The organism is Rhizobium sp. rho-13.1, assembly GCF_007000305.1.
Classification (GTDB): Bacteria; Pseudomonadota; Alphaproteobacteria; order Rhizobiales; family Rhizobiaceae; genus Rhizobium; species Rhizobium rhododendri.
In genome coordinates this window covers 57,071-70,787 of record NZ_SCFL01000015.1, presented here as the reverse complement: position 1 = coordinate 70,787, position 13,717 = coordinate 57,071, and the positions used below count along the sequence as shown (strand labels likewise).

Annotated in this window: 14 protein-coding genes; 9 read left to right on the top strand and 5 right to left on the bottom strand. The window is 62.5% G+C overall.

The features are described 5' to 3' along the window. Positions 1-5 precede the first annotated feature (5 nt). The 5 genes from EQW76_RS23715 to EQW76_RS23695 all read right to left on the bottom strand — a co-directional run bounded on the left by EQW76_RS23715 (position 6) and on the right by EQW76_RS23695 (position 5,729). Positions 6-857: an aromatic ring-hydroxylating dioxygenase subunit alpha gene (locus EQW76_RS23715; RefSeq protein WP_142831378.1), complete on the bottom strand. Its 852-nt coding sequence runs from the start codon at positions 855-857 to the stop codon at positions 6-8. A 109-nt stretch (positions 858-966) separates the two neighbouring features. Further along, on the bottom strand, positions 967-1,902 hold the full coding sequence (locus EQW76_RS23710) for an ABC transporter permease (RefSeq protein WP_143123287.1): 936 nt from the start codon (positions 1,900-1,902) through the stop codon (positions 967-969). An 11-nt stretch (positions 1,903-1,913) separates the two neighbouring features. Beyond that, the gene (locus EQW76_RS23705) at positions 1,914-2,957 is read right to left on the bottom strand and encodes an ABC transporter permease (protein ID WP_142831380.1); all 1,044 of its coding nucleotides are present in this window, start codon (positions 2,955-2,957) and stop codon (positions 1,914-1,916) included. Between the two features lies 1 nt (position 2,958). Next, positions 2,959-4,533: an ABC transporter ATP-binding protein gene (locus EQW76_RS23700; RefSeq protein WP_142831381.1), complete on the bottom strand. Its 1,575-nt coding sequence runs from the start codon at positions 4,531-4,533 to the stop codon at positions 2,959-2,961. Positions 4,534-4,607: 74 nt separating this feature from the next. Beyond that, positions 4,608-5,729 carry a BMP family ABC transporter substrate-binding protein gene (locus EQW76_RS23695; RefSeq protein ID WP_142831382.1) on the bottom strand — a complete coding sequence of 374 codons (1,122 nt, stop codon included), beginning with the start codon at positions 5,727-5,729 and terminating at the stop codon, positions 4,608-4,610. Between the two features lie 385 nt (positions 5,730-6,114). Between EQW76_RS23695 and EQW76_RS23690 the strand changes: the two genes are divergently transcribed. The 9 genes from EQW76_RS23690 (at position 6,115) to EQW76_RS23650 (ending at position 13,715) form a co-directional block, all read left to right on the top strand. Beyond that, positions 6,115-6,354: a hypothetical protein gene (locus EQW76_RS23690; protein ID WP_224128722.1), complete on the top strand. Its 240-nt coding sequence runs from the start codon at positions 6,115-6,117 to the stop codon at positions 6,352-6,354. Between the two features lie 13 nt (positions 6,355-6,367). Beyond that, complete coding sequence (locus tag EQW76_RS23685) at positions 6,368-7,030, top strand: Rieske (2Fe-2S) protein (RefSeq protein ID WP_142831383.1); 663 nt, start codon at positions 6,368-6,370, stop codon at positions 7,028-7,030. Next, positions 7,030-7,662: a glutathione S-transferase family protein gene (locus tag EQW76_RS23680; RefSeq protein ID WP_142831384.1), complete on the top strand. Its 633-nt coding sequence runs from the start codon at positions 7,030-7,032 to the stop codon at positions 7,660-7,662. The genes EQW76_RS23685 and EQW76_RS23680 overlap by 1 nt, the downstream gene beginning before the upstream one ends. Before the next feature lie 33 nt (positions 7,663-7,695). After that, entirely contained in the window at positions 7,696-8,625 is a 930-nt protein-coding gene (locus EQW76_RS23675; protein WP_224128719.1) for a LysR family transcriptional regulator, read from the top strand. A gap of 96 nt (positions 8,626-8,721) precedes the next feature. After that, positions 8,722-9,222, top strand: coding sequence for a thiamine pyrophosphate-binding protein (locus EQW76_RS23670; RefSeq protein WP_111222304.1), 501 nt, complete (start codon positions 8,722-8,724; stop codon positions 9,220-9,222). Next, positions 9,219-9,827 carry a thiamine pyrophosphate-dependent enzyme gene (locus EQW76_RS23665; protein ID WP_142831385.1) on the top strand — a complete coding sequence of 203 codons (609 nt, stop codon included), beginning with the start codon at positions 9,219-9,221 and terminating at the stop codon, positions 9,825-9,827. The genes EQW76_RS23670 and EQW76_RS23665 overlap by 4 nt, the downstream gene beginning before the upstream one ends. A 17-nt stretch (positions 9,828-9,844) precedes the next feature. Beyond that, a complete protein-coding gene (locus EQW76_RS23660; protein ID WP_143123286.1) occupies positions 9,845-11,413 on the top strand; it encodes a GMC family oxidoreductase N-terminal domain-containing protein in 1,569 nt (522 codons plus the stop codon). Between the two features lie 41 nt (positions 11,414-11,454). Continuing rightward, entirely contained in the window at positions 11,455-12,837 is a 1,383-nt protein-coding gene (locus tag EQW76_RS23655; protein ID WP_143123285.1) for an amidohydrolase, read from the top strand. Positions 12,838-12,845: 8 nt separating this feature from the next. Continuing rightward, the gene (locus EQW76_RS23650; protein ID WP_143123284.1) at positions 12,846-13,715 is read left to right on the top strand and encodes an aromatic ring-hydroxylating dioxygenase subunit alpha; all 870 of its coding nucleotides are present in this window, start codon (positions 12,846-12,848) and stop codon (positions 13,713-13,715) included. Positions 13,716-13,717 lie beyond the last annotated feature (2 nt).

Here is a 13,717-nt window from a genome sequence, read left to right as displayed (position 1 = left end):
ATCCGCTACGCTGCCATCGCGGAAGTGCCGTAGGTGATGCCCTTCTCCTTCAGCCAGCGACGATAGGCGATGGAGCTGGCATCGGCCCGCGTCGGGATCTCCGAGCGCGCCTCCATCGGCAACAGCACCGGGCGCTGGTTTTCGAGAATGATGCGGTCCTGCAGGAAGATCAGCTGCTGGAAATGCACCAGCTCGGTGGTCGTCGAGACATCGTCGATCAGGAACATGACGGGATGGGCGCGGCAGCGGCCGGGATCGAGCGGCTGGACAAACAGGCATATGACATCCCATCGGTTGGCCGCGTTCGGGCATGTCTTGTAGAGCAGCGTCGCAAACGGGGTCATGACGCGGTAGATATAGTCGGTCATGATGCCGCCAGTAGCGGATAGGGCGGCCTGCGGCTGGAAGAATTGGCAGTTCGTTGCCCAGACCTCGTCGACATCCCGGCGGATCTCGGCATTGTAGTGCATGACTTCGGTGTGGGGCTCGGCGCCCAGAATGTCGGTGTGCACGAACGGAAAATGCGCCATGTCGAGAAAGTTCTCGACAATCCGTAGCCCGGATGCGCGAACCATCACGGAACCGCAGTTGACGACACGACGGTCTTCCTCGTCAGCCTCCGGCAGCGCAAAGAGGCCGCCGGCCGGTTGCCCCAACGTCGTCCAGACAAGGCCGAAGCGTTTGATGATCTGAAGAGCACCCTCTTCTGCCGTAACCGCGATTGAACCGTCCGTCTCTCTCGTTACCACAAGATCGCTGCCAAGCAGGCGGCTCGACGATGACCCGAAGGGAATCTCCGTCTCCGTATCGAGCGGATACCATTGATCAAGGGCTGCCTGGTCCGAACATCTGCTCATGGAGCGCTCCCGTTTCTCGATCGACTGCCTGCCGCCTCATCTTGATGATCTCCGTGCCATTGGTCCATCGCTAAATCGACAAATACCCGCGTGGCGCATGCCTCCTGCATCAGCGCACATCCCTGTAATAGGGCACGCCGATAGCCGCCGGTGCCGCCATGATCCGGCGCATCCGCTGCCAGGTGAGCACCGGCACGATGATGAAGGCCATGGTGCCGAGATAGGGCAGCATCGACAGAAAGGCCGGCGCAATCGGCCAGCCACGCGCCTGGCCGACGAAGCCGAGTGCCGTGATGAAGCCGAACAGGAGCCCGGACAGGACGGCTGGGATCGGCCGGTAGCCGGCAAAGATTACCAGTGCGACGGCAATCCAGCCGCGACCGGCGACGACGCCATCTGACCACGAGGGCACGAAGGCCAGCGTCAGATAGGCACCGGAACCGGCCGCCAGTGCAGAGCCGGCCGTCACGTAGACGAAGCGGATGAGATTGACGGAAATGCCCGCAGCATCTGCCGCAGCCGGATTTTCGCCGACAGCCCGCATGTTGAGGCCGTGGCGGGTCCGGAACATAAGGTAGCTGAGCCCGACCGGCAGGATGATATAGATGAGATAGACGAGGATGTTCTGCGAAAAGAAGGCCTTCCCGAAGATCGGGATGCTACTGAGAAGCGGTACCTCGATACCGGCAAACACCGCACGGGCGGGCATGCCGGAATAGGCGCGGCCGATCGTGGAGGCGAGACCATTGCCCATCAGTGTCAAGGCAAGGCCGCAGAGCACCTGATTTGCCCTGAGGATCACAGTGGCAAACGCGAACATCATGCCGAAGACAGCGCCGACGCCGAGCGCCGCGAGAAAACCGACCGTTGGCGACGGGAATGACGCGACGGTGGCAATTGCCGTCAGCGCCCCCATGGCCATCAGGCCTTCGACACCGAGATTGACGACGCCGACGCGTTCCGCCAGCACCTCGCCGAGGGCGGCTAGCGCCAGCACGCCGCCGGCAAGAAACGCCGTGGTGAAAAGCCCGGTCAGAAGGTCCATGCTCTGTCTCCTCAAGCCTTGTCGCGGGCGATGCGGTAATGGGCGAGTTCGTCGCCGATCGCGGTCAGAAACAGGATCAATCCGGTGATTGCCAGCACGGTCGACGTCGTCAGCCCCTGCGTCTGCAGGATGATTCCGGAATTGAGGATGAAGGCCATCAGCGCTGCGGAAAAAATGACGCCGATGGCCGAACTGCGGGCGAGAACCGCGACCATGATACCGAGATAGCCGTAATTGTTGGAGATGCCGCCTTGCAGGCGATGAACCGTGCCAGCGATCTCCAACATGCCGGCGAGACCGGCGATGGCACCGGAGAGCAGCATGACGGTAATCAGGTGCCTGCGGACCGGCATGCCCGCATAGCGCGCCGCCGATGGGTTCGAGCCGACGAGGCGCACTTCATAGCCCCAGCGCGAGAACGCCAGCAAGGCCGCGACGGCCAGCGCGACGATCACGGCAATCGGCAGGCCCCAGTGGACTGAGCCCCAGAAGTCCGGGATTTCAGCGGAAAGTCGTTTGGTGGCGGAATTCGCCATCTTGTCGCGCCAGGCGTTCGTCGAGACATAGTAGACGAGCAGGATCGCGACGAAATTGAGCAGTAGCGTCGTGATCAGCTCGTTGACACCGGCATAGGCGCGCGCAAGCGTCGGCACGAGGATCCAGGCGGCGCCGCCGACAAGTCCGGCGACGAACATCATCGGCAGGATGATGACCGGCGGTCCTGGCACGAAGAGACCGACAGCGGCGGCACCGAAGGCCCCCGCGTAGAACTGGCCTTCCGCCCCGATATTCCAGGCGCCGATCTGCTGAGCGACAGCGACCGACAGCCCGGTGAGGATCAGGGGAATGAGCAGCAGCGCCAGATCCTCCAATCCAAAACTCGATCCGAAGCTGGCGCTCAGCACCTGCAGGCCGAGATTGAGAGGATCGGCCCCGGTGAGCGACAGGACGATACCGGCAAAGACGAGGGCAATGACAATGGCTGCGGCGCGCGCCGCAAGGGCTATGACGGGCGACGCGGACGGCAGACGCTGAAGGCGAAGTGATGCAGCCATCTCAGGCGGCCTCGTGGGTTGGTGCGCGGCCGCCCATGAGCAGGCCGATCTCGTCGAGGTCGGCGTTGTCGGTATCGACGATGCCCATGATCCGGCCTTCATAGAGAACGGCGATCCGGTCTGAGACGTTCAACAGTTCCTCAAGTTCTTCGGAAATGAGGATGATACCGGCGCCGGCGTCGCGCAGCTCGACGATATAGCGCAGCATCGTGTTGATGGCGCCGACGTCGAGGCCGCGGCTGGGATAGGCGGCCACTAGCACGCGGTGGGCGATCCGCATTTCGCGACGCGCCACCAGCCGCTGCTGGTTGCCGCCCGACAGGTTGCGGACCGGCATGGCGAAATCCGGAATGGCCACCTCGGCAGCGGCGGCAATTTCCTTGGCCAGCGCCGCTGCCGAGGCCAGGCGGTAGATGCCTCCTGCCGAGATCCGCGGTGTCTTGTATTCGCGCATGACAGCATTGACGGTGATGCTCAGCGCCGGCGCCAGGCCGCTGTGCAGTCGGTCTTCCGGAATGTGGCCGATGCCACTATCTGCAAAAAATGCCGCATTGCCATTCTCCACCGTGCTGCCATCGATCAGGATGCGGCCTGCGCTGAGCGGGCGAATGCCTGTCAGCACCTGGCTAAACTCGCGCTGCCCATTGCCAGCGACGCCCGCAATGCCGACGATCTCGCCGGCCCGGACGTCGAGCGAGACATCGAACAATGCCTGATTGCCGTTGTCGCCCGAAGCCGAGACGTGCTCAAGGCTGAGCGCCGGTGTCGCCGACATGGCAGCCGCGGTCGGCGAGCGCTGGCGCATGTCGGCAAGCACGATATCGCGACCGACCATGAGCTTTGCAAGCATGCGCGGATTGCACTCGGCCGCCTCGACCGTCGCCATCTTGCGGCCGCCGCGCAGGATGCTGATGCGATCGGAGATTTCCAGCACCTCGTCGAGCTTATGGCTGATGAAGATGACGGCATTGCCGCTGGCGACGAAGTTGCGCAAGGCCTTGAAGAGCTCGCGGGCTTCGGCAGGAGTCAGCACTGCCGTCGGCTCGTCGAGGATCAGCACGCGCGCCTGGCGGGCAAGCACGCGCAGGATTTCGACGCGCTGCTGCTCACCCGTCGACAGGTCGCTCACCCGCGCGCCCGGTCGGGTCTGGAGATTGAATTTTTCGGCAAGCGCCTCAGTCCGGGCTTCCAGAACAGGCGCCGAGGCACGGCGGGGTGTCTCAGACCAGCCGAGATGGATGTTTTCGGCAACAGTGAACGCCTGCACGAGCTTGAAATGCTGATGCACCATGCCGATGCCCGCAGCGATGGCCTGCAGCGGGGTGGCGAACTGCTTGGCGTAGCCGTCGATAATAATTTCGCCCGCGTCTGGCTGGTAGATACCGGTCAGGATGTTCATCAGGGTCGACTTGCCGGCGCCGTTTTCGCCCAAGAGGGCGTGGATCTCACCGGGCATGACATCGAGGTCGACATTCTCGTTGGCGACGACGCCTGGAAAATACTTGGCGATACCCTTCAGCTGGACCAAAGGCGGCGCACCGGCAGGAGCTTTGAAACGGATCGCGTTTTCAGTCATCAATTATGCACCGGAAGGGAAGCAGCGAACCCGGCCGCAAGGCCGGGTCCCGGATTGGCGGTCGTCGACCGGGATCAGCCGGAAAGGCCCGAGACGCCCTCGACCGACCAGTCCCAGTTGTAGAGTTCCAGGTCGGTCATCGTCTGGCCGGCAGCAACCCGTACCTTTCCGCTTGCATCCTTGATCTCTCCGGTAAACGGCGACCAGCCGCCAACCATCTTCTGGCGGACTGCGTCGGCCGCCGCCGCGACGTCGGTCGGAACCTTTTCGCCCCATTTGTCGCGATCGACGCCAGCACCCATAGCAAACAGCTGCTCGGTCGGCGTCCAGGTGCCGGCGAGACGCTTGCCGACCTGGTCGACATAGAATTTGGTGAAGTCGATCAGCACGGACGAGACATAGGAGTTCGGGCCGTAGCGGCGGATGTCGGTGTTCCACATCGCCGCCCAGACGCCACGCTTTTCCGCGACCTGGAGATATCCGGCTTCGTCCATGATGCCGAAGAGGAAGTCGCAGCCGTTGTCGATCAATGCCGTGCCGGCCTGCGTCGCTGCCTGCGGGTCGAACCACGAGTTGATGACGATCGTCTGCAACACGGCGTTCGGGTTGACGCTGCGAGCGCCCATCAGGAACGCGTTGGTCGATGCATAGACGGAAGCGACCGGGAAAGAGGCGATGTAGCCGAGCTTGCCGGTTTTAGACAGATGGCCGGCGGCCACACCGATCACATAAGTCGGATACCAGTGAGCGAGGTAATACCAGCCGAGATTGTCCATCGTCACGCGGCCGTCGCATTCCATGAAGGCGACGTCGGTGGCGCGCTTGACCACCTCATGCAGGAAATCGCCGTTGGACGACGTATCGAAGATGATGTTGGCGCCCTCGCTGACGAACTGGCGATAGGTGCGTGTGGCGTCGGCCGAGTAGGGAATGTTCTCGACCTCGAGAACCTTCTTGAGTTTGGGATAGGCCTTCTTGACGGCCAGCAGACCCTGATGGTGGGACCAGGTCCATCCCTCGTCGGAGATCGGGCCGACATGGCCGAAACCGACGACAGCGTCTTCTTCCTTGATCGGGGGAAATGCCGAGGCGGCCAATGCCTGGCGGGCAAAGCCTGTCGGCAGCATCAGCGAGGCGGCGCCAGCGGCACTCATGTTCAAAAATCCGCGCCTTGAAAGCGTACGCAAGTCCAGCATGGTATCCCCCTTTATAGCCGGCTTCGGCCAGCGTTGATTTATGCGACGCAACAACTGTGCCAGATGACGAGGACCAATTTCCCGGTCGAAAACGGCTCTGGAGCGGCGTAGATCTGCGCGGTTTCGTCCATCTCAAGCTTGCAAGAAGCTATCGGCAATCACAGTGTCAGACGGCATTTGTTCGGAATAGTGCCAATTTTTCGAAGGCACTCAGGCGCAAAAGGCAACAACTCCGTCACCAAACTGGCTTGAACTCTCCGGCAAAAACCGGATAGGATGCACAAAACTAAGGCGCGATTAAAATTTATGCAAAACGGGTCATTTTCATGCAGGTCAAGGCTACTGGGAGACCGCAGAACGGCACTTGCCCGAGCGAGGTTGAGCGATGATCGAAGCGGCTAGCTTTACCTTTCGCGGTCAGATGATCTGCGACAGCTTCACGGAGTTTGCCACGCATCGCGCCCGCAAGCTGGATCTGCAAATCGACTTCGGCGCCTGCGACAGTGCAGCTGCCAGCCTTTCGGTGCGCGGTCATGGCGATCTCGTCGATGCGTTCGAGATGGCCTGCAGCCTGGGCCCTTACGATTGTATCATCCTGGATATCGAGCGGCGTGCTGCGGCATGAAGAGGAGCGGATCATGAGACTGGAAGCAGGGTGGGTGCCGGTCGGGCTTTCGTCCTCGATCGAGCCCGGAACCTCGGCGGGTGCCGTCGTCGACGAGCAGGAGATCGTCGTCTGGCGCGACAGCAGCGGCATCGTCCATGTCTGGGAGGATCGCTGTCCGCATCGCGGCATGCGGATGAGCTTCGGCTTCGTGCGCGGCGACCATATTGCCTGCCTCTACCACGGCTGGCAGTATGATGCTGCCGGTCAGTGCCGCTACATCCCGGCCCATCCTGCGCTGGACGTGCCTTCGACGATCAAGGTGCCGACATATCTTGCGCGGGAGGACTACGGGATCATCTGGGCGACGGCATCCAGCGAGGCCGTTTTGCCAGATGCCGTGGGTGCCGCAGAATTCGCGCCCGTCCGCAGCCTCTATGTCGATTGTCCGATCAGCGATGTGCTCGCGGCGCTCGATCAGGCAGGAATGAAACATCTGGATGCCAACACCGGACTGCTGGCGGCGGATGGCGACCGGCTGCTCATGGCCGTCCAGCAAGTCTCCCCCGACAAGACCGCCATTCACGGTGTCATTCTCGGCCCTCATTCCCCGCAGGCAAGCGGCAGGCAGGCGCACCACGCCCGCCTGATGGAAAAGATGCGGTTCGAACTCGAGCAAACGGCGGAGATGGCCTGATGCCGGAAATCACCCTCTACGGCTACGAACTCGACGAAAACAGCTACCGCGCTCGCCTTTTGCTATCCATGCTCGGGCTGGATTGGCAGACCGTGGCCATCGACATGTTTCCGGGGCAGGAGCACGGGAAGCCGGCCATGCTGGCTCTCAATCCGCTCGGGACGCTTCCCGTCGTCAAGGATGGCGATCTCGTCGTTTACGGCATGGCGCCCGTTCTTCTTTATCTTGCCCGGGCGCACGACGCGGCGCAACAGTGGCTGCCGCACGACCCGAAGGCCTTCGCCGACGTCGTCCGATGGGTCGGCTTTGGCGACACTGCCCTTGGCCCGGCGGTGGCGGCCCGGCTGCAGGCGCTGTTCGATACGCCCGGTGACGAAACAACGCTTCGCGCCTCGGCCCGCAAAGCCTTCCGGATCATGGACGACCACATGACAATCCGCCATTTCGATGGGCTGGAGTGGTTTTGCGGCAGCGGTCCGACGCTTGGCGACCTCATGCTTTTCCCATCCTTCGCCCTCAGCCGCGATTTCGGCATCGATCACGCGGAGTTCCCGGCGCTGCGACGCTGGATCCGGCATTTCCGCTCGCTCAAGGGCTTCCTGACCATGCCCGGCATTCCCGATTATCACTGAGAGCGGAAAGGCGCGGCTTATGGGCATGTTGGCATGATGGATCCGTTTCGGCTCGGGCTTGTGGCCACCCGTCTCCACTACTTTCAGCTCGTGGCGCGTCTTGGCTCCATTCGCCAGGCAGCCCAGGCCCTGAACGTCGCACCGTCCTCGATCAGCCGTATCCTGAAGCAGCTCGAGGAAGAGCTCGGCACGCCTCTCTTCGAGCGTGTCCGCCAGCGGCTGAAGCTCACCAGCGCCGGTGAACTGATGCTCTATCACGCCCGTCTCAGCCTGTCGGAACTGAAGCGCGCCTGCACCGAGATCAACGATCTCAACGGACTGCATCGCGGTACCGTCTCCGTCGCCATCATCGAAAGCGTCTCGCGGGGATTGATGCCGGACGCCCTGCAGGAATTCTGGAAGCGGCACCCGGAGATCTCCGTCGATGTCAGGGTGATGGGATCGCAGCAGGCCGCCGATGCCGTGGCCGCTGGCGAATGCGATCTTGCTGTCGTGTTCGACGTCAAAGTGGCGCGCAATGTGCGGCGCATTTCGACTGTGCTGTTGCCGCTCGGCGTACTGGCGCTCCCGGATAGCCGTCATGCGCAGAAGAAGGAACTGAAGCTGTTCGACCTTGCCGGCGAACGGGTCATCCTGTCTGACGCCAGCCTGACGCTCGGCGCCTGGGTCGAGGATGCCTTCAGCCGATCTTTCGTCGACCTCACGCCCCGCGCGCGCACCAACTCCATCGGGCTCATGATCGATCTTGCCAAGCGCGACCTCGGCACGGTGCTGCAGACCCGTGTCGGCATCGAACAGGAGATTGCCGATGGGACGCTGACGTTCGTCCCCTTGCACGACGCCAAGGTCAATCCGCGCAAGCTGATGCTTCTCTCGCGCTCGGAGAAGGAAATGTCGGACGCCGCCTCGGCGATGGGCAGGCTTCTGGCGCAGTCGCTTGATGGATCGGAAGATCGAACATGATGACATGTTGCTTTTGGCGCATTGCATGGATCGAAAATAAGACCCTATTCGGAACATCCGGCATTTGTCACCCTGACCGGGAAGAGAGGATGCCCGATGAAAAAATCTGCTGTTGACGCTGTCATCCGTGGCCTGAAAAAGGCCGGCGTGAGCGTCGTTTGCTACCTGCCGGACTCGCTGTTCAAGGAGCTCTACCCGGCGCTTGATGCCGATCCCGATATCCGCACGATCCGCGTCACGAACGAGGGAGAGGGCGCCGCGATCTGTGGCGGGGTTTTTTTGTCCGGCAAACGGGCAGCATTGGTGATGGAAAATTCCGGGCTCAGGGCGTCTGTCGAACCCCTGGCGCGCATGGGCCTTGGTGCCGGCATCCCGGTCGTCATGCTGATGAGCTATCGCGGCGAGCTCGGCGAGAACAACTGGTGGGCGATCCCCCATGGCATAACCATGGAGCCGGTGCTCGACGCGCTGCGCATTCCGTACCGGATCGTGCGCGAGGAAGAGGCGATCGAGCGGGCCATCACCGACGCCTTCAAGTGGTCCTATGCGGCCTATTACCATTCGGCAATCGCGCTTGGCGGGGAGATCGTCCGATGAAACGCTTCGATTGCATGAAAGCCCTTTCGGCCCGGCTGAAGGATGAGCTCGTCATCCTCTCCCTCGGTGGCAGCGTCGACGAATGGTACAACGCGGCGCCGCATATGCGGGAAGCGAGCCTTTTCCAGCAGCAACTCGGCTGCGTCACCCCCCAGGCCTTCGGACTTGCCGCCGGCCTGCCACACAGGCGCATCGTCTCGCTGGATACGGACGGCGGCATGATGTTCAACCTCGGCATTCTCGCGACGCTCGGCAACGAGCAACCGAAGAACCTCCTTGTCGTCGTCTGGGACAACGAGATCTACCAGTCGATCGGCGGCCCGCCGACGCATACGGCCTTCGGACGTGTCGATATCGCTGCCATCGCGCGCGGCTGCGGCATCGAAAATGCCTTCACGGCACGCAACGTGGAAGAGTTCGACGCCCATTGCGCCGCAGGGCTTGCAGCCGACGTCCCCTATGTCATCGTCGCCAAGGTTGCCGGCACGGTGCAGCCGGACATCAAACGCAAGCACAGCGATGGCCGGGAAGACAAATACATCTTCGTCCGCCATGTCGAGGCGAGCGAAGGCATCGTCATCATGGGCCCCAGCGAGCACAACTGAACAGGAACTATCGTTCGATGTCCGCCGTCGCCATTCCCCAGAAGCCGCTTTCCAGGGCCTACGACTATATCGTCGTCGGATCGGGGTCGGGCGGCTGCGCGGTGGCACGGCGTCTGATCGACGGCAGCGACGCGAGCGTGCTCTTGATCGAAGCCGGAAGCTCGGGCTTCGGCATTCCCGAAATCGAAGACCCGGCGGCCTGGGTGCCGCTCGGCCGCAGCCGCTACGACTGGGGCTACGACTATGCGCCGACGCCTGCCGTCAACAATCGCGTCATCGGCATTCCGCGCGGCAAGGTGCTCGGCGGCTCCAGCAGCATCAATGCGATGATGTGGTATCGCGGCCATCCGATGGACTACGATGCCTGGGAAACTGCCGGCGCAAAGGGCTGGTCTTTCAAGGATGTGCTCCCGTTCTTCAAGCGCTCGGAAGACTGGCAGGACGGCGCATCGGACCTGCGCGGTGCAGGCGGCCCGTTGCGCATCGAGCGATGTGCGACACTGCACCCGACAGCCGCGGCGATGCTCGACGGCGCCCGGGCGCTCGGCATTCCCGTCATCGACGATCCCAACGGCCCCGACAACGAGGGTGCTGCCGTTTCCAATTTCAACATATCCGGTGGCAAGCGTTGGAGTTCGGCGAAAGGCTATCTCGAGCCGGTGCTCGACAACGAGCGGCTGACGGTGGCGACAAATTCGTTCGCGATCCGCCTCGGGATCGCAAACGGCCGGTGCGTTTCCGTTACCCATCTGGTCGACGGCCGTCCGCACGAGACCGAAGCAACGACCGGCATCGTTCTCGCCCTTGGAGCGATCGACACGCCGCGCCTGCTGATGATGTCCGGCATCGGCGATCCCGCCGAGTTGAGGCGGCTTGGGATAGACGTCCGTGCCGCACTTGCAGGCGTCGGCCGCAATCTCCAGGATCATCCGCTGGTGCAGGCCTGCGTCTTTCGCGCCAGGCAGCCGCTTGGGCCGACGATCGGCAATGGCGGCGGCACGATGATGAACTGGAAGTCGAGCACTCATCTGCCGCAAGCCGACCTGCATGCCTTTCCCGTCCAGGGCAACAGCGCCGAGCCGCGCATTCGTGAACTCTATGATCTTCCCAGTGACGTCTTTTCGATCGGCTGCGGGCTGATGCGCTCGAAGAGCGTCGGCTATTTGAGGCTGCTGAGCCCGGAGCCGGGCGGCGCGCTGGAAATCCAGCCCAATTACCTTGCTGAACCGAGCGATCTCGACGCCCTCGTCACCTCGGTGGAAATGATAATGGCGCTCGCGGCAACGCCCGCCTATGCGGACTGGTTCGGCGGATACGCAGCCCCGCCGGCGATGCTCGGCCGAAAGGACATCATCGCCTACATCCGCAACGCCTGCTCGACCTTTTTCCATGTCTGCGGAACCTGCGCGATGGGCAGCGGGGAAATGGCTGTGGTCGACAGCAGGCTGAGGGTCATGGGCGTCGCCGGGCTGACGATTGCCGACGCCTCCGTGATCCCGATCATTCCGACATGCAATACCCACGCGCCGGTAACGATGATCGGCGAGCGGGCGGCCGACTTCCTGCTCACCGCAACCGGGACCTGAGCCCTCGGCGCGGGACCGGATAAACGAAATTGGAACCCATCATGGCAAGTGCAAGACAGATCATCGCCGGCGACCATCTCCTGACCATGGATCCGGCAAATCGCGTCGTGACGGGTGGTGCCGTACTGATCGACGGCGGACGCATCGAGGCGGTGGCGCCGCTTGCCGAACTCGTGGCCGAACATCCGGAGGTGTCCGTCAGAAAGATCGAGAATTCCGTCCTGATGCCCGGGCTCATCAATGCCCACGCCCATTCCGGTTTCCTGCGCGGCACAGCGGAGCACCTGCCCGTCTGGGACTGGCTGACCCTGCATATCAACCCGATGCACCGCATGCTGCAGCCGCACGAGGCGGAGGCGGCGTCTTGGCTCTGTTACGCGGAATCTGTCCTCGGCGGCACGACGACTGTCGTCGACATGTGGCGATACATGGACGGCAGCGCAAAGGCTGCGGCCGCCATCGGCAACCGGCTGGTGGCCGTGCCCTATGTTGGCGAGCACCCGGAATATAATTATTTCGACACGCTCGACATGAACGAGGCGATGATCGAGACCTGGCATCGCAAGGCGGATGGCCGCATCAACGTCTGGGTCGGGCTTGAACACCTCTTTTATGCCGACGAGGCAGGCCAGCAACGCGGCATCGCCCTTGCCAAAAAATATGACACCGGCTTTCACACCCATTGCAGCGAAGCAGAGATCGAGCTGGCGGAGTTCGGCAAGCGCTATGGCAAGCGGCCGATGTTTGCGCTCGAAGAGCTCGGTTTCTTCGAAGCACCGCGCACCATGATCGCCCACGGGGTCTGGCTCGATTCGGCAGAGATCGAGCTCATCTCGAGGTACAATGTCTCCATCGCCCATAACCCGGTGAGCAACATGAAGCTTGCAAGCGGCATCGCCCTCGTTGGCGAGATGCTGGCAGCCGGCGTACCGGTGGGGATCGGCACGGATGGCGAGAAGGAAAACAACAACTTCGACATGTTCGAGGAAATGAAGGTCGCCTCCCTGCTCGGCAAGCTGAAGGATCTCGATGCGGCCGCGATGGATAGCTGGGACGTCCTGCGCATGGCGACGATATCAGGTGCAAGCGCCATCGGGCTCGATCACGAGATCGGCTCGCTGGAAGCGGGCAAGCGCGCGGATCTGATCGCCGTGCGCACCGATACGCCGCGCATGACGCCGGTTTTCGGCGAGGGCCCCTATTTCAACCTCCAGCACAACCTCGTCCACGCCGTTCGCGGCGGCGATGTCAGCATGACGATGGTCGACGGGAAGATCCTAGTCGAGGACGGCATGCTGAAGACCGGCGACATGAAGGCAATCATCGCCGAGATCCACCGCATCGCACCGCCGCATTTTGCTCGCCGTGCGGCATGGCTGGCAGAGAACGCCGGCGGCACGGCGCAGTGGACGAAGGCTGAATAGGAGCCTCCATGGCAAAGACATCCGACAGGGCTGCACTGGACGAATGGTACGCTGTCGAGACCGCAGCGGACGTCACCGGAGTGCCCGTGCGGACACGGTTGCTCGGACAGGACATCGAGATCGTGCGCCAGCAAGGCGGGCGGATTGTCATTTGCGAAGTGCATTCCGGCGTGGCGTCTGGCGCACCCTTGCCTGCGCAGGAGAAATACGGTTGCGTCTGGACGACGCTCGGCCATCCGAACAGGGACATCTTCAACATCTCGCAAGCCTCGGAGACCGATCGCCGGTTTGTACCCTGCGGCTGGGTGAGGATGCGGGCATCAGGCCTTCGCGTCGTCGAAAATTTCCTCGACATGGCACATTTCCCGTTCGTTCACACGGACATCCTCGGCTCGGAGCCGCACACCGAAGTGCCGGGCTATCTGAGTGAGGTCCGCCGCGATGTCGACGAGGTCTGGGCGACCAACTGTACCTTCTTCCAGCCGCGCATTGCTGCCACCGAGAGCGAAGGCGCCTTCGTACAACTGACCTACCGCGTGCCCACGCCTTTCTGCGTCATGCTCTATCGCGTCTGCCCGACAGCGCCGGATCGGCTCGACGCCATTGCGCTGTTCATCCAGCCGATAGAAGAGGGTCTCTGTCGGGCACAGCCCGTCATGTATCTGGTCGACAACGCCTCGACGCATACCTCGCTGCTACACTTCGAGCAGATCATTTTCCTGCAGGACCGCATCGTCGTCGAGAACCAGCGGCCGCTTCTGTTGCCACTGGAACCGCGCCAGGAAATCCCGACCCGCGCAGACAGCTCCTCCGTCGCCTACCGCCGCTGGCTAAAGGAAAAGGGTATCCGTTTCGGCACAACGATGGAGGCCGGCTGACG